Raw genomic sequence first — 21,929 nt, 5'->3', positions numbered from 1 at the left:
CGCCTTCGGCCCGTGGGCCCGGAGATGTGCATAAGAGCCAGCGTCGGTTCTTCGAGGAAGGCGGCGCCGACGCCGACCGCGAGGAAGCTCATCCCGGCCGCCGCGAAGCTCGGGAGCGAGTACGCCGTCGCCGGGACGAACGCGGGGAAGAGGGCGTCGGCGCGGGCCACGACGGGGTCGGCGGCGAGTAGCCCGCCGATCGCCGGCCCGAAGACGAAGCCGAGCGCGAACGACGCGCCGACGAGCCCCAGCGCGCCCGCCCGCCGGTCCCGCGGCGTGATGTCGGCGACGTACGCCTGTGCGGCGGCGACGTTGCCGCCCATCGCCCCAGCGAGCGTCCGGGAGGCGAACAGCGTCCCCAGCGCCGCGGCGGTCCCGAATCGCGCGCCCGACTCGCCGGCGTAGCCGAACGTCACCCAGGCGACGCCGGCGGTCGCCAGCGACGCGAGCAGGACGGGTCGGCGCCCGATCCGGTCCGAGAGCCGGCCGAGCGTGGGCGCCGCGAGGAACTGCGCGAGCGAGTACGACGCCGCCAGGAGACCGATGAAGGCGTCGCTGACGCCGAACGACCGCACGTAAAAGGGAAGGATCGGGATCACGATCCCGAAGCCGACGAGATCGATGAACACGACGCCGATCACGACCGCGAGCGCGCGCCGCGGGTTGGCGACGGCGGGGGACCGCGGGGGACCGTCGCCGGCGGCTGCCGCGCTCTCGCCGATATCGCGGACGTCGGCTTCGGTCGACGCCGCGCCCGCCTCCGGATGTGTCACGGTGGCGAGACGCCGCGCGCGAAGTTAAAAAGACGGACGGGTTCGCTCCCGCGTTCGCCGCCGGGGCGTCGCCCGCTACAGGTGTCGCTCGATGACGCGCTTCGCGGCCTGCCCCTTCTCCTTCCAGCCGTACCCCTCGTCGTACACGTGGCGCTTGGCGTCGACGAGCTCTTGCGGCGTCGACTCCTCGAAGCCACCGCGGTCCCACGCGCCGGACTCGCGGAGCCACTCGACGACGTTTTCGCGGGTCTCGGGCCACGAGAGACCGACCATCTCGTACCACGCGACCATCGCGAAGACGGCGTTGTCGTGGCAGCCGGGGACGGAGCCGTACTCGTAGACGGTCCGCATCGGCTCACGGGTCGGCTCGGAGACGAGCTCCTTGAACTCGGCCGCGGTGAGCAGCCGGAGTCGCGCGTTCTCCTCGACCACCCGCTGTTCGCGCTCCAAGGCGTCGAGCGCGGCCTTGTGGAGCCCGCCCCACTCGCTGTGGACCGCCTCGCGGAGCGTGGACTCGGCCATCCCGTCGGGCTCGGCGGTGAGGACGGTGAGGAGGTCCGTGTACGCCTTCTCGATGGTCGGCCAGCTCACGCCCTCGAAGTCGCAGTCGGCGTCGTGGAGGCTGTTGGTCGTCCGACAGCCGGGACACGGGTAACGGAACGTCGGCACTGGATGAGAGTGCGCGGCCGCGGGAGTTAGGGTTTTCGTGACGGTCTGACGGGGCCGGGACCCGTAATACGCACGGACGTTTGTGGAGTTCCGAAACGTTTACTCGCCGTCCAGATCCAACTTCACACGGTATGACAAAAGTTAGCGTCATCGGTGCGGCGGGGACCGTCGGGGCCGCGGCCGGCTACAATCTCGCCCTGCGCGACGTGGTCGACGAGCTCGTCTTCGTCGACATCCCGGACCAGCGCGAGACGACGATCGGGCAGGCCGCCGACACGAACCACGGTGTCGCCTACGACTCGAACACGACCGTCCGGCAGGGCGAGTACGAGGACACCGCCGGATCGGACGTGGTCGTCATCACGGCCGGTATCCCGCGCAAGGAGGGCCAGACCCGGATCGACCTGGCCGGCGACAACGCGCCCATCATGGAGGACATCGGCTCGTCGCTAGCCGAGCACAACGACGACTTCGTCACCGTCACCACCTCCAACCCGGTCGACCTGCTGAACCGCCACCTGTACGAGGCGGGCGATCGCGACCGCGGTCAGGTGGTCGGCTTCGGCGGTCGGCTCGACTCCGCCCGCTTCCGGTACGTCCTCTCCGAGCGCTTCGACGCCCCCGTGAAGAACGTCGAGGCGACGATCCTCGGCGAACACGGCGACGCGCAGGCCCCGGTCTTCTCGAAGGTGCGCGTGAACGGCCGCGACCCGAGCTTCGACGACGACGAGAAGGAGGAGATCCTCGCGGACCTCCAGGAGTCGGCGATGGACGTGATCAGCCGGAAAGGCGCCACGCAGTGGGGCCCCGCCACCGGCGTCGCGCACACGGTCGAGGCCATCCTGAACGACACCGGCGAGGTGCTCCCCTGTTCGGTCGTGCTCGACGGCGAGTTCGGCTACGACGACACCGCGCTCGGCGTGCCCGCGAAGCTCGGATCGAACGGCGTCGAGGAGGTCGTCGAGTGGGAGCTCGACGCGTACGAGTCGGAGCTGCTCGACGAGGCCGCCGAGAAGCTCTCCGAGCAGTACGAGAAGATCGCCTGACGCGCGTCGACCGGGACCGGACCGCTCGACGTCACCCGTCGTGCGGGTCCGGCGCCGTTGCGGAATACTTTTATATTTGAACGAAGCTAGATGGTTGTAATGCGCGCGGAGGCTCGTCTGGACGCCGCTCTCTTCCGAGGCCGACGAGCCCCGCGACCGCGACGAGGCGTCCGACCGCCGCGACCGGCTTCCGGCGCGGCGCGACGACGGGCCCCTTCGGGCCAGTAATCTTCATCCCTCGTCGCGTTCGCGCCGTTTCGTCTCGGAGAGTGACAGCTACGTCCTCCGGCAGCGTCGCCGCAACCAATTTATTGCGGCAACTAAAACGATGAATTTAAGGGCGTGAACCCATTGTACTCCTGTAATGGCAACCGTTGCACTCGCGTTCAGTGGGGGACTCGACACGACCGTCTGCGTACCGCTTCTGAAAGAGGAGTACGGCTACGACGAGGTCATCGGCGTCAACGTCGACGTCGGACAGCCGACCGAGGAGTTCGACGAGGCCGAGGAGACCGCCGATGCCCTCGGGCTCGACCTCCACGTCGTCGACGCGAAAGCGGAGTTCGCGGACCTGTGTTTCGACGCGGTGAAGACGAACGCGACGTACCAAGGCTACCCGCTCGGGACCGCCCTCGCACGCCCCGTCATCGCCGAGGCGATCCTGGGCGTCGCCGAGGAGCAGGGCTGTGACGCCATCGCGCACGGCTGTACGGGGAAGGGGAACGACCAGCTCCGGTTCGAGGCCGTCTGGCGCGGCTCCGACTTGGAGGTCATCGCGCCCGTCCGCGAACTCGGGCTCACCCGCGAGTGGGAGATCGACTACGCGGCCGAGAAGGACCTGCCCGTCGAGGCCGGCGACGGCGGCGTCTGGTCCATCGACGAGAACATCTGGTCGCGCGCGGTCGAAGGCGGGAAGCTGGAGGACCCGAACTACGAGCCGCCGGAGGACATCTACGAGTGGACCGCGGAGCCTGAGGGTGAGACCACGATCGAGGTCGCCTTCGAGGAGGGCGTCCCGGTCGCCGTGGACGGCGAGGCGATGGACCCCGTCCCGCTCATCCAGCACCTCAACGAGTACGCCGGCGGCTACGGGATCGGCCGCACCGACGTGATGGAGGACCGCATGCTCGGCCTGAAGGTGCGCGAGAACTACGAGCACCCGGCCGCGACCGTCCTGCTGACCGCCCACCAGGCGCTCGAGGACCTCGTGCTCACGAAGAACGAGCGCTCGTTCAAGAAGGGGATCGAGCAGGAGTGGTCCGAGAAGGCGTATCAGGGCCTCGTGTTCGCGCCCGTCGTCGACGCGCTGAACGCGTTCGTCGACGAGACGCAGGACGTGGTGACGGGGACGGCCACGGTGAAGGTGTCCGGCGGCAACTGCCGCGTCGTCGCCCGCGACTCGGAGTACGCCGTCTACTCCGAGGAGATGGCCTCGTTCAACACCGAGGACGTCGCCGGTATCGCGCAGGAGGACGCCACCGGCGTCGCGAAGTACCACGGGCTGCAAGAGCGCCTCGCCAACGACGTGAAGGCGGCGGTGTCGAAGCCCGAACTGGCCACGGACGGGAGCGGAACCGACGACGAGACGAACGAGAACTGAATGACCGACGACGACCCCGGCACGGCGGCAGACGCGGGCGAAAATGCGAGTGACGCGACGGGGGGAAGCGGCACCGCCGTTCGCCGCGACCGCTTCAGCGGCGGCCCCGCCCGCGAGTTCCTGTCGAGCCTCGCCGCCGACGCGGCGATCTTCGAGGCCGACCTCGCGGTCGACCGCGCGCACACGGTGATGCTCGCCGAGCGGGGGATCGTCGATAGCGCGGTCGCCGGCGAGATCCTCGGCGCGCTCGACGACGTGGAGGCCGCCGGCCACGGCGAACTCCCGGACGGCGAGGACGTCCACGAGGCGATCGAGACGGCCGTCATCGACCGGGTCGGGCCGGACGGCGGGCGGATGCACACCGCCCGCTCGCGCAACGACGAGGTCGCGGCCTGCATCCGGTACCGCCTGCGCGAGGACCTGCTCGCGGCCGCCGAGGCCACGGTCGCGCTCCGCGAGGCGCTCGTCGAGGTGGCGAGCGAGCACACCGAGACCGTGATGCCCGGCTACACGCACCTCCAGCCGGCCCAGCCGACGACGGTCGCGCACTACCTGTTGTCGTACGAGGGCGGGGTCGCCCGCGACACCGCACGCCTGCTCGACGCCTACGACCGGGTCAATCGGTCGCCGCTCGGCGCGGCGGCGTTCGCGGGGACGCCGTTCGATATCGACCGCGACCGGACCGCCGAGCTGCTCGGGTTCGGCGGGACGGTTCGGAACTCGACCGACGCGGCCTCCTCGCGCGACTTCCTAGGGGAGGGGGCGACCGCGTGCGCGACGCTCGCGACGACGCTGTCTGGACTCGCGGAGGACCTGATCCTCTTCTCGAACAAGGGGTTCGTGGAGCTGTCGGACGCGTACGCCTCCACCTCCTCGATCATGCCTCAGAAGAAGAACCCCGACACGCTGGAGCTGACCCGCGGCGTCGCCGGCGACGCGATCGGCGAGGCGACGGGCACGCTGAGCCTGCTCAAGGGGCTCCCACGCGCGTACAACCGCGACCTCCAGCGTGCCCACGCGGGCGTGTTCGAGATCGCGGGCGACGTGCGGGAGGCGACCGAGGTCGCCGCGGGGGCGGTCGCGACCGCCGACTGGGACGAGGCGGCGCTCGCGGACGCCGCGGGCGAGGGGTTCTCCACGGCGACGGGCGTCGCCGACCTGCTCGCGATGGGCGGGATGCCGTTCCGGACCGCTCACGAGATCGTCGCGACCGCCGCGGAGGCGGTCGCAGACGACGACTCGCCCGAGGCGGCGGCCGCAAAAGTTGACGAGGCCGCTCGAAAAGTCACCGGCGAGCCCCTCTCCGCGTACGTGAGTCGAGAGGACGTGGAATCGGTGCTCGATCCCGGGGCCAGCGTGGCGAGCCGCGACTCCGCCGGGGGACCGGCCCCCGAGGCGGTCGCCGAGGAACTCCCTGTCGTCGAGGCGCGGATCGAGGAGGACGACGCCGCCCTGGCAACCGCGCGCGACGGCCTCGCCGCCGCGGACGAGACGCTGGACGCGGAGGTCGAGAGCTATGTCTGAGCCGCGACGACCCCGAAGTGACCGTCGGCTCGACCGATGCCGGTCGAATCGGCGTCGACCCGACCGACGCCGACGACCGTCCCCATAGGGGGACACACTTACTACCGAGATCTGATATTCGATCTCAATACGGCGCGATTTCGACGAACTGGTTCCGTTAGCGACCGATCCATTTTATGTAAAGTATCTAATAGGTTCGAAGCCTTTATGAGTGTTCACGGTCGAGTGTCTGGCACGATGACGAGCGACACCGACACGCTGCTGGCAGAGGACCCGATCACGGGCGAGGAGATCGAGCTTCCGGCCGACGTCGAGGTCGGCGAGATCATCGACAGCCCGGTCACCGGGACCGAGCTGGAGGTCATCTCGCTGGACCCCGTCACGCTGGAGGAGGCGCCCGAACTCGAGGAGGACTGGGGCGAGTAGATGGCGGCGACCGCCACGGCCGCGACTCGCGAGTGGTCGACATGCACGTAGGGATCCTCTACTCTCGGATCCGGAAGGACGAGAAGCTGCTGCTCAACGAGCTCCGCGAGCGCGGCCACGAGGTCGAGAAGATAGACGTTCGCAAGGAGCGGTTCGGCCTGGAGTCGACGACCGCGAACGTCGGCGACCTCGATCTCGTCGTCGACCGCTGCCTGTCGACGAGCCGCTCGCTGTACGCGACGAAGTTCCTCGACAGCTACGGGGTTCCGGTGGTGAACTCGCCCGAAACGGGCGACGTCTGCGCCGACAAGGCGAAGAACTCGCTCGCGCTCGCCGAGGCGAACATTCCGACCCCGGCGACCGAAGTCGCGTTCACGAAGGAGGCCGCGCTGGAGGCGATCGAGTCGTTCGGCTACCCATGCGTGCTCAAGCCCGTCGTCGGTTCGTGGGGCCGGCTGATGGCGAAGATCGACACCCGAGACGCGGCCGAGGCGATCTTGGAGCACAAGGAGACGCTCGGCCACTACGAGCACAAGGTGTTCTACGTGCAGGAGTTCGTCGACAAGCCCGGCCGCGACATCCGCGCGTTGGCGGTCGACGGCGAGCCGATCGCCGCGATGACGCGCTCCTCCGACCACTGGCTCACGAACGCCGCGAAAGGCGGCGAGACGGCGTCGTTCGAACTCGACGACCGGGCGTTGGAACTGGTCGAGCGCGCCTCCGACGCGGTCGGCGGCGGGATGCTCGGCGTCGACCTGATGGAGGTGGGCGTCGAGCCGGAAGCGGACGGCGGCGAGGGCTCGGGCGAGTACACCGTCCACGAGGTGAACCACACGGTCGAGTTCAAGGCGCTCGACTCGGCCACCGACGTCGACGTTCCGGCGAAGGTCGTCGACTGGCTGGAGGCGAAGGCCGCCGCGGCGGCCGACGGCGAGGAGGTCGCGCCATGAGCGCCGGTGACGCCACGGAGGCGCACGCATGACGGCGGAGTCCGGAGCGACCGCCGCGGACGACGCGAGCCCCGACGAGACGTACACCGCGAGCGTCGTCGGCGGCACCGGCTTCACCGGCGGCGAGCTGTTGCGGATCCTCGCCGGCCACCCCGCGTTCGACGTGGTGCAGGCCACGTCGCGGTCGGCCGACAACATGACCGTCGGCCGGTCGCACCCGAACCTGCGCGGGCTCGACCTGCGCTTCTCGGACCCCGACGACCTGGCGTCCGTCGACGTCCTCTTTTCGGCGACGCCGCACGGCGTCTCGATGGGGCGGATCGACGAGTACTTCGAGGTCGCGGACACCGTCGTCGACCTCTCGGCGGACTTCCGGCTCCCCGAGGCCGACGCCTACGACGAGTGGTACGACGGCCACGAGTCGCCCGAGTACCTGGAGCGCGCGGAGTACGCGCTCCCCGAGATCAACCGCGAGAACCTCCCCGGCGCCGACCTGATCGCCGGCGGCGGCTGTAACGCGACGGCGACGATCCTCGGCCTGAAGCCGCTGGTCGACGCCGGCGCGCTCGGCCCAGACGCGGGTGAGGTCGTCGTCGACGTGAAGGTCGGCTCCTCGGAGGGCGGCGCCGGCGGCGGCGCGGCCTCCTCGCACCCGGAGCGCTCGGGGGTCGTTCGTCCGTACGCGCCCACGGGCCACCGCCACGAGGCGGAGATCGAGGCGTACCTCGGGCTCGACGTCTCCTTCACCGTCCACGCGGTCGACATGGTGCGCGGCGCGAGCGCGACCTGCCACGTCTTCCCCGACGAGCCGGTCTCGAAGGGGGACCTGTGGACGGCGTACCGCGGCGCCTACGCCGACGAACCGTTCATGCGGATCGTCTCCGGCGGGGGCGGCGTCTACCGCTACCCCGAGCCGAAGTCGGTCGCCGGCACCAACCACGGCGAGGTCGGCTTCGAGCTCGACCCCGGCAACCGGCGTATCGTCGTCTTCTCGGCGATCGACAACATGACCAAAGGCTCCGCCGGACAGGCGGTCCACGCGGCGAACGTCGCCCTCGGGCTGCCCGAGGAGTCCGGTCTGGATTTCCAGGGACTCCATCCCGTGGGGTCGCCGTGACGGGGTTCGACACCGGCGGCGACGGCGCCGCGGCGGCCGCGGCGGACGCCGCGACGGACCCAGCGGACGAGCCGCCCGTCGTCGTCAAGATCGGCGGCGCGAAGGCGGTCGACCCGGCCGGCGCGGTCGGCGACGTCGCCCACCTCGCCGCCAACGGGCGGCGGGTCGTCGTCATCCACGGCGGTTCGACGGTCGTCGACGAGACGATCGAGCGGCTCGGCATGGAGCCGGAGTACGTCGAGTCCGCCTCCGGCGTCACGGGTCGGTTCACCGACGCGGAGACGATGGAGGCGTTCACGATGGCGATGGCCGGGAAGCTCAACACGGAGCTGACCGCCCGGTTCCGCGAGGCCGGCGTCGACGCGGTCGGTCTCTCGGGCGTCGACGGCGGGCTCCTCTCCGGGCCTCGCAAGTCGGCGGTCCGCGTGGTCGAGGACGGCAAGAAGAAGATTCGCCGCGGCGAGCACTCCGGGCGGATCGAGTCGGTGAACGCCGGCCTCCTCTCCGGGCTGCTCGACGACGGCTACACGCCCGTCGTCTCGCCCCCGATGGAAGGGAAAGAGAGCGACGGCGGCGTCACCGCGGTCAACACCGACGCCGACCGGGCGGCCGCGGCGGTCGCGGGCGCCCTCGGCGCCGACCTCGTCCTGCTGACGGACGTGGCGGGCGTGTACGCCGACCCGGACGACCCCGACACCCTGATCGAGTCGGCGGCGACGCCCGACGAACTGGCGGCGGTCGAGGGCGCCGCCGAGGGGTTCATGGGAAAGAAGGTGATGGCCGCAAAGGAAGCGCTCTCCGGCGGTGCCGGGCGCGTCGTCGTCGCCGACGCGAACGTCAACGACCCTCTCGTCGCCGCGCTCGGCGGCGCGGGAACGACGATCGAGCGCTCTGCAGTTGCAGAACGGGCCGAGACCGGAGGTGAGACCGCGTGAGCGGCTTCGTCTTCTCGGAGAAGCCGATCGAGATCGCCTCCGGCGACGGCGTGTACGTCACCGATACGAACGGCACCGAGTACCTCGACTTCGGCGCGAGCTACGCCTGCACGCCGGTCGGTCACTGCCACCCCGAGGTCGTCGAGGCCGCGACGAGCCAGCTGGAGGAGCTCATGTACGTGCAGGCGTCGTACCCGCACGCGTCGCGGACGGCGCTGTACGAGCGGCTCGCCGAGACGGGGCCGGTCGACGTCGACAACGTCTGGCTCTGTAACTCCGGCACGGAGGCCAACGAGGCCGCGCTGAAGTTCGCCCGGCACGCCACGGGCCGCGAGAAGATAATCGCGACGACCCAGGGGTTCCACGGCCGGACGATGGGCGCGCTCGCGACCACCTGGAAGCAGAAGTACAAGCAGGGGTTCGAGCCGCTCGCGGGCGGCGTGGAGTTCGTCGAGTACGGCGACGCCGACGCGATGCGCGAGGCCGTCGACGAGGAGACCGCCGCGGTGATCCTCGAGCCGCTCCAGGGCGAAGGCGGGATCAACCCCGTCGACACGGAGTACCTGCAGGCGGTCCGCGTCGCGACGGCGACGTCGGGCGCGGCGATGATACTGGACGAGATCCAGACCGGACTCGGCCGCACCGGCTCGCTGTGGGCGGCCGACAAGCACGACGTGGTCCCGGACCTCCTCACGACGGCGAAGGGGCTCGGCAGCGGGCTCCCGATCGGCGCCACGCTGTGTCGCGACTGGATCGCCGAGGACGCCGGAAACCACGGCTCGACGTTCTCGGGCGGGCCCGTGGTGTCGGCCGCCGCCGGCGCCACGCTCGACGTCATCGAGCGCGAGGGGCTCCCCGAGCACGCCGCCGAGGTCGGCGCGTACCTCCGCGGACAGGTCGAGGAGCGCCTCGGCGACGACGTCCGCGACGTGCGCGGCGACGGGCTGATGATCGGGATCGAGGTGAAGCGCGGCTCGAACCGCCTGCTGCGCGACCTCGCGATCGACCACCAGGTCCTCGCGCTGCCGGCGGGCCGGACCGTGTTGCGCCTGCTCCCGCCGCTGACGATCGAGCGGGAGCACGCCGACGCGGTCGTCGACGCCCTCGCGGAGGTGATCGGGTGATGTCGACCGGGAAGGGACGCGAGACCGACGCCGAGGCGGACGGCGAGGCCGCCGAGTCGTCCGCGGCCGGGACCGACGTCGTCGCCGGCGGGGGGTACCCCGCCGCCTGCGACACGCCGGCCCGGAAGCTGCTGTACGACATGGTGTCGATCCCCTCGCCGTCGCGCGAGGAGGAGCGCGCGGCCGAGCGGCTCGTCGACTTCTTCGAGGCGAACGGCCGTGAGGCGTGGATCGACGAGGTCGGGAACGTCCGGGCGCCGGCGAACGACGCCGTCCTCCTGACCTCGCACGTCGACACGGTGCCGGGGGACATCCCGGTCGAGGTGCGGCCGGCACCCCCGGAAGGAGAGTTACCGGAGCCGTCGGACGTCCGCGTCGGCGAGCCCGGCGAGCCCGTGCTGTGGGGCCGCGGAGCGGTCGACGCGACGGGACCGCTCGTCGCGATGGCTGTCGCGGCCGTGAAGACGGGCGTCTCCTTCGTCGGCGTCGTCCGCGAGGAGGTCGACTCCGGCGGCGCGCGGCACCTCATCGACGACCGCGACGCGCCGGGGGCCGTGATCAACGGCGAGCCGTCCGGCTGGACGGGCATCACGCTCGGGTACCGCGGACTGCTGGAGGGGACGTACGTGAACACGAGCGAGTCGGGCCACTCCTCCCGGCCGGAGCCGAACGCGATCCAGCACGCGATCGACTGGTGGCACGGCGTCGAGGAGGCGTTCACCCCCGAGGACCCGGAGACCGCGGTGTTCGATCAGGTGACGACGAAGCCCATCTCGATCGACGGCGGGCTGAGCGACGACGGGCTCGCCGTGGAGACGACGATGGACGTCCAGCTGCGGGTCCCGCCCTCGCGGCCGGTCGACGAGATACACGAGCTCGCGGAGGCGAAGCTCTCGACCGGATCGGTCCAGTGGGGCGAGCCGATGCCGCCCGTGATGGAGAGTCCCCGGACGGAGCTGGCGCGGGCGTTCCGCGTCGCGATCCGGTCCGCCGGCGGCGACGTGCGCCTGCTTCGGAAGACCGGGACGAGCGACATGAACCTCTTCGCGGCCGCGTGGGACTGCCCGATGGTCACCTACGGCCCCGGAAACTCCGACCTGGACCACGCGCCCGACGAGCGGCTCCCGCTGCCCGAGCTGGACCGCGCCGTGACCGTCTTGACCGACGTCTGCCGGGAGCGACTGTAACGAACCGCTCCGCCGACACCCGCCACGCACCCGTTTTCGAACCACACCGCGTACCACACTCACACACCACACACGATGCCACTCGCTACCGACGACTTCCTCGACATCGACGACGTGACGCCCGCCGAACTGGACGCCCTGCTCGACCGCGCCGCCGCGATGAAGGCGGGCGAGACCGACCCCCGACTCGGGGACGCGACGCTCGGGATGCTCTTCGAGAAGCCCTCGACGCGCACCCGCGTCTCCTTCGAGACGGGGATGACGCGGCTCGGCGGCCACGCGATGTTCCTCGGCCCGGACGACATCCAACTCGGCCACGGCGAGCCGCTGAAGGACACCGCGCGCGTGCTCGGTCGGTACGTCGACGGGGTGATGGCCAGACTCTTCGACCACGAGGACGTCGAGACGTTGGCCGAGTACGCCGACTGCCCCGTGGTCAACGGGCTCACCGACGAGGCGCACCCCTGCCAGACGCTCGCCGACCTACTCACGATCCGAGAGACGGTCGGCGAGGACGCGACGGTCGCGTGGGTCGGCGACGGGAACAACGTCGGGCAGTCGTTCGTCGTCGGCGCGGCGATGGCCGGCGTCGACGTGCAGGTGGCCACCCCCGCCGACTACGGGATGGATCCGGCCGTCTTCGACCGCGCTGCGGCGTTCGGCGCGGACGTGGAGCCGACCACGGACCCGGAGGCCGTCATCGACGGCGCCGATGTCGTCTACACCGACGTGTGGATCTCGATGGGGCAGGAGGACCAGCGCGAGGAGAAGCTCGCCGCCTTCGACGGGTTCCAACTGAATCGGGACCTGCTCGCCGGCACCGACGCGAAGGTGATGCACTGCCTGCCCGCGCACCGCGGCGAGGAGGTCACCGACGACGTGCTCGAATCCGACCGCGCCCTCGTCTGGGACCAGGCCGAGAACCGGATGCACGCCCAGAACGCGCTGCTCGTCGAGCTGCTCGGCGGGGAGTGAGCGCGGAGCGGAAATCGGTCGTATCGCAGGACTATTTATAAATAACAGCGGTGGCGCGCGCCTGTGAGCGCCCGGAGGGCGCGAACAGCGCGTGCGAGGGAGCCCGCGGCCGCCATCGGCGGCCGCGGCGAGGCTGGGGAGGCGAGAGGCTACGGTCGCCGCGCGGGGTGAGGTTCAAAGGGACAGCCGCGAGGGGGGCGTTCACCGTCGGTCCGTTATCAGCCATTTATAAACGAGCGGATGGATCCACAGAGCCAGTCGCCACGACGACAGTCTACGTATAAAAAGCAGAACAGCAGTCTAGTTCCCGGTCCAGCGCAGTATCGCCAGCGTCCCCTCGTACAGGGTGATCATCGTGAGCGTCACGATGATCGGCGCCATCCCGGTCGGATCGGGGCTGAAGAGGAAGGCGATCCCGAGGAACGCGCCCCAGAACAGCAGCCGCTTGGCCTCCAGCCACTGCCGGGTGACGAGGTTCATCATGATCGCGAGCATAATGAACAGCGGGATCTGGAAGACGATCGCCATGAACGCGAGCATGATGACGATGAGGTTGAACGTCTCTGCGAGCCCGAAGGCGATCGTCGCGGCGTCGGAGGTGTAGGTGGTGAAATACGAGAAGATCGCGGGCAACACGAGGAAGTGCGCGAACGCGATGCCGATGCCGCCGAGGACGAGGCTCGTCGGGACCGCCGCGAGGTAGTAGCGCCGCTCGTTCTGGTATAAGCCGGGCTTCATGAACCGGTAGGTCTGGTAGACGAACGCCGGGAGGCCGACGACGACGCCCGCGAGCCCGGCGACCTTCAGCCGCGTGAGCGGGAGCTCGAGGGGACCGTACAGCCGCGGGCGGTTCTCCAGCGGCGCGGGGATGTGGTAGCTCCAGAAGTAGTTGATGAGCTCCGTCGACTCGGTCACGACGACCAGCGTCGCGAGCCCGCCGAAGAGGAAGACGACGGCGAGCCGCCGCATCATCTCCTCGATGTGGACCGCCAGCGGCATCTCCTCGTCAGACTCCGGCGCCTCCAGCCCCTCGAAGGAGCTGTCGTCGGCGCCGTCGTCCGCGATCGTCGCGTCCTCGACCGTCCCGGCGGCCGCGTCCTCGGCCGTCGCGGGCGTCCCGCCGTCGCCGAGGCTCTCGGCGGTCGCGTCCTCGTCGGCCGGCTCGGGGGTTGACTCCGTGTCCTCCTCCGACTCGGCGTCAGCGACGCTGTCGACCTCGGGCGTGACCTCCGAAGAGATCTCGGACTCGACGGAATCTGTCCCCTCGTCGTCGGAGGGCGCGTCCGCGTCGGTGCCGCCGCCGTCGCTGGCGGCGTCGGCGACCGAGTCGTCATCGGGGGCCGATGGCTCGTCGCGCGACCGGTCCGAGTCGTCCATTCAGTTCACCTTCGCGACCGGGCGACTATAGGCCTTTTCGGATGGAGCCGAGCGCGACCCGCGGCTCGCGTGCCGCGAGGCGGGTCGAAAAGGTTGATAACGGGGACGGACTTCCTCTTCCGTATGGCGAGTGCCCTCGACGAGGATACCCAGCAGTCGCTCGCGGAGGGACGCGAGTCGGCGAAGGCGTTCCTGCGGTCGATTCAGAAGGACCTTCAGAAGGTGTTCGTCGTCTTCCTGCTGGGTTTCCTCGCGACGTTCTGGGCGCTCCGCGTGTACATCTGGGACTTCTTGTACACGGTCACGAAGTCGAACATGTCCCCCGCAGTCGCCGCCGAGGCCGATGTCATCGCGACCACCCCGTTCGAGGTGATCCTCCTGCAGGCGAAGATCGGGCTGATCGTCGGGGCGATCACCGCGATCCCGCCGCTGATCTACGTCTCCCGCGGCGAGCTCCGCGCTCGGGGCGCGTGGCCGCAGTCGCCGGTCGCGCGCTGGAAGGTCGCGGGGATCGGCCTCCTCGGCGTCGGCCTGTTCAGCGTCGGCGTCGGCTACGGTATCTACGCCTTTTTCCCGATCATGTTCTCGTTCCTGGCCGGCTTCGGGCTAGAGGCCGGGATCCAACCCACCTACTCCATCGTGATGTGGACGGAGTTCATCGTCTTCCTCTCGCTGTCGTTCGGGCTCGCCGGCCAGATGCCGCTCATGATCACCGGGCTCTCGTACTCGGGTATCGTCCAGTACGAGACGTTCCGCGACAAGTGGCGCTACGCGGTCGTCGCCATCTTCGTCTTCGGCGCGGTGTTCTCGCCGCCGGACCCGTTCACGCAGCTGATGTGGGCGTTCCCGCTGATCGCCTTATACGGCTTCAGCCTCTACCTCGCGAAGCTCGTCGTGACGGCCCAGCGGAGCTCCGACCGCATCGACGTGCTCGGCGCGGCCCGGAACCACTGGAACGTCGTCGGCGGCGCGGCCGTCCTCGGCGGCGGGTTCGTCTACGCCTTCTACGAGTACGGCGGCCGGACCGCGGTCAACGACCTCCTCCGGCTCGTCAACAGCGACTGGCGCTTCCTCGAACCGGGCGCGGGCCTCGGCGTCGACCCCGCGACCGCCGCGGGTATCTACGCCGCCGCGTGGGCCCTCGTCTTCGTCGTCGTCGCGACGCTGTGGGCCGTCTACGCCGATCTCGACACGACGAGCGCGGGGTACCAGTACGGCGATCCGGCCGCCATCGACGTGAGAGAGCTCGACGCCGCCGGCGTCCGGGCCGCGCCCGCCGCCGCCTTCGCGGAGATGGACGAGGAGGAGTCGCTCGCGCTCGCGCAGGCCGCCATCGACGACGACCGACCGGAGAAGGCGCAGGCGGTCCTCGACCGCTTCGACGAGGTGAACGGGGGCGGCGACGGGACGGGCGAAAACGAGGCGGGCGACGAAAGCGGCAACGCGAGTGCGACGGGCCCCGGAGGGGCTGGCGGCGCCGGCGGCGCGGGCGGGTCCGGCGGCCAAGACGGGCTGATGGGGGCGATGCAGGACCGGACCTCTCGCGCAGGCTCGACGTTCCTCTCCGGGCTTACCGACGGCGAGGAGGAGGCGGCCGAAGACGACATCGGCGGCTACTACACGGATCTGAAGTTCATCTTCGACTCGCTGCGGTCGCGGTCGTTCCGCCTCGTCGCCGTCTTCGGGAGCGTGATGGCGGCGGCGTTCACGTGGCTGTACCTCGGCGGTCTCGCGACGGTGCGCAACGACCTCGAACGGCGCGTGCCGGCCGAAGTCGAAGGCGGGATCAACATCATCACGCTCCATCCGGTCGAGGCGCTGATCTTCATGGTGAAGTTCTCGGTCCTGCTCGGGCTCGTCGCGGTGTTCCCCGTGGCGCTCTACTACGCGTGGCCGGCCCTCCGCGAGCGCGGCTTCGTCGCCGGCCGGATCTGGCAGGTGTACCTCTGGGCGGGCGCGCTGCTCGGCGGGCTGCTCGGCGGCTTCGCGCTCGGCTACGCCTACATCGCGCCGGGGCTCATCGGCTGGCTCGTCACCGACGCGCGGCTCGCGGACATGATCATCACGTATCAGGTGAGCGACTTCCTCTGGCTCGTCGTCTACACGACGATCGGGATCGGCTTCCTCGCGGACATCCCGATCGCGATGATCCTGTTGAACAACGCCGGCGTCCCCTACCGCGTCTTCCGGAACCGCTGGCGCGAGGCCACCGTCGGGATCATGCTGTTCGCGGCGGTGTTCACCCCCGCGGACGTGATCACGATGTTCCTCGCGACGCTCCCGCTGATGGCGGCGTACGGGGTCGGCGTCGGGCTCCTGTTCCTCGTCACGTTCGGAGGACGCCGGAACCTCTCGCCGCCCTCGAAGCTCGTCGAGCCCTGATCGCCGCGGGCGGCGAGACCGACAGGAGACCGCCGCGACCGACGAGTATTCCCGCGCTCGCCCGCTATGAGCGGACGAAATGAGCAAGGACTACATCGAGGTCCGCGGCGCCGAGGAACACAACCTCAAGGATCTCGACGTCCGGATCCCGCGCGAGGAGTTCACCGTCGTCACCGGGCTCTCCGGGTCGGGGAAGTCGTCGCTCGCGTTCGACACCGTTTACGCCGAGGGACAGCGCCGGTATATCGAGTCGCTGTCGGCGTACGCCCGCAACTTCCTCGGGCAGATGGACAAACCGCAGGTGGAGGCCGTCGAGGGGCTCTCGCCGGCGATCTCTATCGACCAGAAGAACGCCGCGAACAACCCCCGCTCGACCGTGGGAACCGTCACCGAACTTCACGACTACCTCCGCCTCTTGTACGCCCGGATCGGCACCCAGTACGACCCCGTCACCGGCGAGGAGGTCGGCGAGCAGTCCGCCCAGGACATGGTGACTCAGATCCTCGAACTTCCCGAGGGGACCCGCGCGAAGATCGCCGCGCCGGTCGTCCGCGACCAGAAGGGAGCGTTCGAAGACCTGTTCGAGGAGCTCGTGAGCGACGGGTACGCCCGCGTCGAGGTCGACGGCGAGCCGGTCGACCTGACGCTCGACGACCCCGAGCTCGACCAGAACTACGACCACACGATCGACGTGATCGTCGACCGCGTGACCGTCTCGCCCGACGCCCGCTCGCGGATCACCGATTCGGTGGAGACCGCCCTGGAGGAGGCCGGCGGCGCGCTCAAACTGATCGTGCCGGACCCGCCCGAGGATGTCCCCTTCGCCTCCAACGCCCGATCGACCGGGTCGCTCGCGGCGGACGCCGACGGCGACGATCGGCTGGTCGTCGAGTTCTCCGAGGAGCTCGGCAACCCCAACTCGGACTTCCAGTTCTCCGAGATCGAGACGCGCTCGTTCTCCTTCAACAGCCCGTACGGCGCCTGTCCCGAGTGCGAGGGGATCGGCTCCACGAAGGAGGTCGACGAGGGCCTCGTGATCGAGGATCCCTCAAAACCCCTCAAACACGTCTTCGAGCCGTGGAGCTACGACCGCACCTACTACTCCCGCCAGCTCGACAACGTCGCCGACCACTTCGGCGTCTCGCTTTCCACGCCCTTCGAGGAGCTAGATGAGTCGATCCGCCGGCAGTTCCTCTACGGCACCGACGACCTGGTCCACTTCGAGTGGACCACGAAGAACGGCACCCGCGAGAAGACCGAGCGGTTCGAGGGCGTGATCCCGAACTTGGAGCGCCGCCACGTCGAGACCGACTCGGAGCGCGCCCGCGACCACATCGAGGAGTACATGGCCGTCACCACGTGTCCGGACTGCGAGGGCACCCGCCTGAAACAGCAGTCGCGGCACGTCCTCGTCGACGGGACGCCGATCACCGAAGTGAATCGGATGTCGATCGCCGACGCCCGCGCGCACTTCGAGGGGATGGAGGGGCGGCTCACCGAGCGGGAAACGACGATCGCGACGGAGATCTTAAAAGAGATCCGCGCGCGGCTCGGCTTCATGGAGGAGGTCGGCTTAGAGTACCTCACGCTCGACCGCGAGGCGTCGACGCTCTCGGGCGGTGAGAGCCAACGCATCCGGCTCGCGACGCAGGTCGGCTCCGGGCTCGTCGGCGTCCTGTACGTCCTCGACGAGCCGTCGATCGGGCTCCACCAGCGCGACAACGACCGCCTGCTCGACACGCTCACCGGGCTCCGTGACCTCGGTAACACCCTCGTCGTCGTCGAGCACGACGAGGAGACGATGCGCCGCGCCGACGAGATCATCGACATGGGGCCCGGCCCCGGCAAGCGCGGCGGCGAGGTTGTCGCGCAGGGCGATTTCGACGACATCGTCGCGGCCGACGAGTCCGTCACCGCCGACTACCTCGCGGGGCGGAAAGATATCCCGGTGCCCGAGAAACGCCGCGAGCCGGACGGCGAGCTGACGGTCCGCGGGGCCCGTCAACACAACCTTACTGACCTCGACGTGTCGATCCCGCTCGGTACGCTGACGACCGTCACAGGCGTCTCCGGCTCCGGCAAGTCGACGCTTGTCCACGACATTCTTTATAAAGGCCTCGCCCGAGAGATGAACGACAACACCTCGGTCGACCCCGGCGACCACGACGCTATCGAGGGGATAGAAGAGATCGAGACGGTGCGGCTCATCGACCAGTCGCCGATCGGGCGGACGCCCCGTTCGAACCCCGCAACGTACACCGACGTGTTCGACTACGTCCGCGAGCTGTTCGCGGAGACCAAGCTCTCGAAGCGTCGCGGCTACGAGAAGGGCCGCTTCTCGTTCAACGTGAAGGGCGGCCGCTGCGAGGAGTGCGGCGGCCAGGGGACCGTGAAGATCGAGATGAACTTCCTCTCGGACGTGTACGTCCCCTGCGAGCAGTGCGGCGGCGCGCGCTACAACGACGAGACGCTCGACGTGGAGTACAAGGGCGCGACGATCTCGGACGTGCTCGACATGAGCGTCGAGGAGGCGTACGACTTCTTCGAGAGCCACCAGGGGCTCCAGCGCCGACTGAAGCTCCTGAAGGATGTCGGACTCGGCTATATGGAGCTCGGCCAGCCCTCCACCACGCTCTCGGGCGGCGAGGCGCAGCGCGTGAAGCTCGCCGAGGAACTCGGCAAGAAGGCGACGGGAGACACCCTCTACCTGCTCGACGAGCCGACGACGGGGCTCCACAAGGAGGACGAGCGGAAGCTGATCGGCGTGCTCCACCGACTCGTCGACGGCGGCAACACCGTGGTCGTCATCGAGCACGAGCTCGATCTGGTGAAGAACGCCGACCGCATCGTCGACCTCGGCCCGGAGGGCGGCGAGGGCGGCGGCGAGCTCGTCGCCAGCGGGACGCCGGAAGCGGTGGCCCGCGAGGAAGACTCCCACACGGGGCGGTACCTGCGCGACCTGCTCCCCGACGTCGACATCGCCGGCCCGCGGGACGACCGGCGGAAGCCCGCGGCCGCGGACGACGACTGAGGGGCGTCGGGCCGCACGACCCGCAGTTTGATTCCCTGACGCGTCGTCGCTCCGAGCGATGCACGAGATCACGACGGACGACGTGCCGGACGCCCTCGGACCGTATTCGCAAGGGATCGTCTCCGGTGACACGGCGTACGTGTCGGGAAAGACGGGTGTCGACCCCGACACCGGAGAGGCGCCCGAGTCGGTCGCCGAACAGACGACGCAGACGCTCGAAAACGTCGCCGCGATACTGGAGGCGGCGGGCACGAGCGCGGACGCCATCGTCTCGGCGACCGTCTACCTCATCGACATGGACGACTACGACGCGGTGAACGAGGCGTACGAGTCGTTCCTCTCGAAGCCGTACCCGGCCAGAACCTGCGTCGAGGTGTCCCGCCTGCCCGCTCCGCTCGACATCGAGATAACGGTCACGGCAGAGCTGGCCGACGACTGAGGACCACCGAGCCGCGGGGACGAGACGGCGCGCGGCTCAGAACTTCTCTAAGAGATCCCCGTAGAAATCGCCGCCGCGGTCGCCGGCGAGCTTCTCGACGATGAGCTCCGGGGTCGAGCGCGCGAGATGTCCCTTCCGCGGCGAGCGGTTCACCCGCAGCTCGCCGTCGACGAGCCCCGCCGCCTCGATCCCGTCGACGGCGACGTCGAAGTCGGCCGCGTCGCGGATCTCTCGCGCGAGGTGGGAGACGAAGACGGCGGTGGCGTCCTGCCCGTCGAGTGCCTCCAGGATGCCCGCGATGATCTTCGCGGAGGCGCCGGGCTCCGTGATCGATTCCAGCTCGTCGACGAGGACGAGCCGGCCGTCGGCGCCCTCGACGAGGTCGCCGAAATCCCGGAGCGTCGCCTCGAACGCGCCCGCGTCGAGGGTGCCTTGCGACTTCGCGTAGTAGTGCACCTCCTCGAAGCGCTCGACCGTCGCCGACGCCGCGGGGACGGGCATCCCCATCTGCGCCAAGACGACGACGAGCGCGACGAGGTCCAGCGTGGAGGTCTTGCCCCCGGAGTTGACGCCCGAGAGGAGCGTCGCGCCCGACACCGCGTAGTCGACCGGTTCGGCGTCGGCGAAGTCGACGTCGAGGAGCGGGGAGCGGCCGCCCTCGATGCGGAAGCCCGGACCGGACGGTCCGGGGCCGACCACCTCGGGCAGGACGCAGTCGAAGTCGGCGGCGAACCGCGCGACCGCGAGCTCGACGTCGAGTTCGAGGGCGTCGCGCACCAGCTCCTCGACGGGCTCGCGCAGGTCGCCGAGGTCGCTCGCCAGCTCGGCCTTCAGCCGGGCCGCCCGCCGGTCGCGCGCCGCGGCGAGCTCGGTGCGGAGCCGCGAGACGGCGCTTTCGTCGTGGTCGACCGGAAACGAGGGGTCCTCGCCGAAGACGCGCTCGGCGAGCTCCGCCTCCTCGGGCTCCAAGCGGAGCGCGTCGGCGAGGTGCTCGCGGGCGCTAGCCATCGCCTCGTCGTACTCGTCGGCGAGCTCCCGGTCTAACAGCGAGTCGACCCGGGCGCCCTGCTCGACTAAGGAGAGGAAGTCCGTCCCCTCGATGGTCACGTCGCGTTCGCGGATCGCCTCCCTGAGGCGGTCGTCGGCGACCGACTCCGCGGTCGACACCGCGGCGTCGAGGTCGTCGACGGCGGCGGTCAGCCGCGCCAGTTCCTCGTCTCCGACGATCGTCCCGTCGTCGTCGAGCCGCGTGAGGGCGTCGCGGAGGGCGTCCGTATCCGCCGCGGTGTCGCCGTCGACGACGGGGTCGCCCGCCGCCGCGGCCGCCTCGTGGACCGCCGCGGCCGCCTCCAGCCGCTCGCGGTTCGCGGCGAAGAACGCGAGCAGGCGTTCGGGCACGGTCTCCGCGGGCGTCTCTAGCGCGCTTGGGCGGACGTGGACGTCGCCTTCGACGTCGAGCCCGGCGAACTCCTCGTCCAAGACGATCACGGTCGCGTACGACCGGGCGAGCTCGGAGATGTCGCGGGCGTTCTCGACGGTCTCGACGGAGAGTTCGGGGACGGCGGCCTCGGCGCGGGCGAGCGTCTCGGCGTCGGCGGTCGCGAGACAGCGGTCGCGAACGCGGGCCGTGGGCGGATCGGTCAGGGGCTCGACCCCGTCGAGCGCCTCGCGGACCGCGGGATCCGGGTCGCGCTGGATCGCGTCTTCGACGAACGACTGCGCCTCCTCGATCCGGGAGGCGGACGCGCTCGGGTAAAAGGTCTCCAGTCGTTTGGCGGCGTAGCCGGTGACCGTGCGTTCGCGCAGCAGGTCGATCGCCTCTCGGTACACCTCTCGGGCCCGGTCGGTCGCCAGCACGCGGCCGTCGTCGCCGTGTCGCCGGCGGATCGCGCCGCGAGCGATGCGGGCGGCGCGGGCCTCGTTAACGCCGGGCGCGCGGGCGATCGCGGCGACGTCGCCCGATTCGACGGTCTCGGCCGGGTCGTCGAGCTCGCGCAGCGCGGCGGCCGTCTTCGCCCCGACGCCGGGGATCGCCTCCAGATCCATCTACTCGCCGCTATCGCGGCAACGCGCAAAAGGATGGGGGGTCGCGGACAGCCGAGGCGCGCCGCGCGAGGCTACAGGTCGGTCCGCAGTCGGCCCCCTCGCCGCGGCCGACGCGCTTTTTCCCGCCGCCCGCGAACCCGGGGCCATGAGTCACCACACCCTCGCCGGCGCTCGGGACGCCCTCGACCCGGAGACGGCGGCGAAGGCGGCGACCGCGCGCGACGCCCTCGGCGAGCGCGACGGGGTCCTCGTCGCCTTCTCGGGCGGCGTCGACTCCGCGGTCGTCGCCGCGCTCGCGCGGGACGCCCTCGGCGACGACGCGGTCGCG

General features: G+C 70.1%; 17 protein-coding genes and 1 pseudogene. 14 read left to right on the top strand and 4 right to left on the bottom strand.

Annotated features, from left to right (window positions below):
* A partial coding sequence (locus tag OQF71_RS07995; RefSeq protein ID WP_280586947.1) for an MFS transporter occupies nt 1–722 on the bottom strand: 722 nt, incomplete at its 3' end.
* Between the two features lie 126 nt (nt 723–848).
* Nucleotides 849–1,442 carry a hypothetical protein gene (locus OQF71_RS07990; protein ID WP_280586946.1) on the bottom strand — a complete coding sequence of 198 codons (594 nt, stop codon included), beginning with the start codon at nt 1,440–1,442 and terminating at the stop codon, nt 849–851.
* Between the two features lie 131 nt (nt 1,443–1,573).
* Between OQF71_RS07990 and mdh the strand changes: the two genes are divergently transcribed.
* From mdh to argF, 10 genes are all read left to right on the top strand, one after another.
* Complete coding sequence (gene mdh / locus OQF71_RS07985; RefSeq protein WP_280586945.1) at nt 1,574–2,488, top strand: malate dehydrogenase; 915 nt, start codon at nt 1,574–1,576, stop codon at nt 2,486–2,488.
* A gap of 364 nt (nt 2,489–2,852) precedes the next feature.
* Nucleotides 2,853–4,088 carry an argininosuccinate synthase gene (locus OQF71_RS07980; protein ID WP_280586944.1) on the top strand — a complete coding sequence of 412 codons (1,236 nt, stop codon included), beginning with the start codon at nt 2,853–2,855 and terminating at the stop codon, nt 4,086–4,088.
* Nucleotides 4,089–5,612, top strand: coding sequence for an argininosuccinate lyase (gene argH / locus OQF71_RS07975; RefSeq protein ID WP_280586942.1), 1,524 nt, complete (start codon nt 4,089–4,091; stop codon nt 5,610–5,612). It begins immediately after the preceding gene.
* Between the two features lie 237 nt (nt 5,613–5,849).
* On the top strand, nt 5,850–6,038 hold the full coding sequence (gene lysW, locus OQF71_RS07970; protein WP_123113496.1) for a lysine biosynthesis protein LysW: 189 nt from the start codon (nt 5,850–5,852) through the stop codon (nt 6,036–6,038).
* Between the two features lie 41 nt (nt 6,039–6,079).
* Entirely contained in the window at nt 6,080–6,988 is a 909-nt protein-coding gene (gene lysX / locus OQF71_RS07965) for a lysine biosynthesis protein LysX (RefSeq protein ID WP_280586939.1), read from the top strand.
* Between the two features lie 28 nt (nt 6,989–7,016).
* Entirely contained in the window at nt 7,017–8,105 is a 1,089-nt protein-coding gene (gene argC / locus OQF71_RS07960; RefSeq protein ID WP_280586938.1) for an N-acetyl-gamma-glutamyl-phosphate reductase, read from the top strand.
* The gene (locus OQF71_RS07955; protein WP_280586937.1) at nt 8,102–9,040 is read left to right on the top strand and encodes an acetylglutamate/acetylaminoadipate kinase; all 939 of its coding nucleotides are present in this window, start codon (nt 8,102–8,104) and stop codon (nt 9,038–9,040) included. Before argC ends, OQF71_RS07955 begins: the two co-directional genes overlap by 4 nt.
* Entirely contained in the window at nt 9,037–10,164 is a 1,128-nt protein-coding gene (locus OQF71_RS07950; RefSeq protein WP_280586936.1) for an aspartate aminotransferase family protein, read from the top strand. The genes OQF71_RS07955 and OQF71_RS07950 overlap by 4 nt, the downstream gene beginning before the upstream one ends.
* Entirely contained in the window at nt 10,164–11,351 is a 1,188-nt protein-coding gene (locus OQF71_RS07945) for a [LysW]-lysine hydrolase (RefSeq protein ID WP_280586935.1), read from the top strand. The genes OQF71_RS07950 and OQF71_RS07945 overlap by 1 nt, the downstream gene beginning before the upstream one ends.
* Nucleotides 11,352–11,426: 75 nt before the next feature.
* Complete coding sequence (gene argF / locus OQF71_RS07940; RefSeq protein ID WP_280586934.1) at nt 11,427–12,326, top strand: ornithine carbamoyltransferase; 900 nt, start codon at nt 11,427–11,429, stop codon at nt 12,324–12,326.
* A 300-nt stretch (nt 12,327–12,626) separates the two neighbouring features.
* Here argF and OQF71_RS07935 read toward each other — a convergent pair whose 3' ends face one another.
* Nucleotides 12,627–13,703: a twin-arginine translocase subunit TatC gene (locus OQF71_RS07935; RefSeq protein WP_280586933.1), complete on the bottom strand. Its 1,077-nt coding sequence runs from the start codon at nt 13,701–13,703 to the stop codon at nt 12,627–12,629.
* Nucleotides 13,704–13,826: 123 nt separating this feature from the next.
* Between OQF71_RS07935 and OQF71_RS07930 the strand changes: the two genes are divergently transcribed.
* From OQF71_RS07930 to OQF71_RS07920, 3 genes are all read left to right on the top strand, one after another.
* On the top strand, nt 13,827–16,085 hold the full coding sequence (locus tag OQF71_RS07930) for a twin-arginine translocase subunit TatC (RefSeq protein WP_280586932.1): 2,259 nt from the start codon (nt 13,827–13,829) through the stop codon (nt 16,083–16,085).
* A gap of 79 nt (nt 16,086–16,164) precedes the next feature.
* A complete protein-coding gene (uvrA, locus tag OQF71_RS07925; protein WP_280586930.1) occupies nt 16,165–19,116 on the top strand; it encodes an excinuclease ABC subunit UvrA in 2,952 nt (983 codons plus the stop codon).
* 58 nt (nt 19,117–19,174) lie between these two features.
* A complete protein-coding gene (locus OQF71_RS07920) occupies nt 19,175–19,555 on the top strand; it encodes a Rid family detoxifying hydrolase (protein WP_280586929.1) in 381 nt (126 codons plus the stop codon).
* A gap of 36 nt (nt 19,556–19,591) precedes the next feature.
* Here OQF71_RS07920 and OQF71_RS07915 read toward each other — a convergent pair whose 3' ends face one another.
* Nucleotides 19,592–21,601, bottom strand: a complete 2,010-nt coding sequence (locus OQF71_RS07915; RefSeq protein WP_280586928.1) for a helix-hairpin-helix domain-containing protein — start codon at nt 21,599–21,601, stop codon at nt 19,592–19,594.
* 145 nt (nt 21,602–21,746) lie between these two features.
* Here OQF71_RS07915 and OQF71_RS07910 point away from each other — a divergent pair.
* Nucleotides 21,747–21,929 (top strand): annotated as a pseudogene (locus OQF71_RS07910) (alpha hydrolase); the annotation flags it as partial.

It is taken from the genome of Halorubrum sp. Boch-26 (genome assembly GCF_029889805.1).
Taxonomy (GTDB): Archaea; Halobacteriota; Halobacteria; order Halobacteriales; family Haloferacaceae; genus Halorubrum.
Note: the sequence above shows the minus strand (reverse complement) of the source record. Positions and strands in the feature narration are given on the sequence as shown.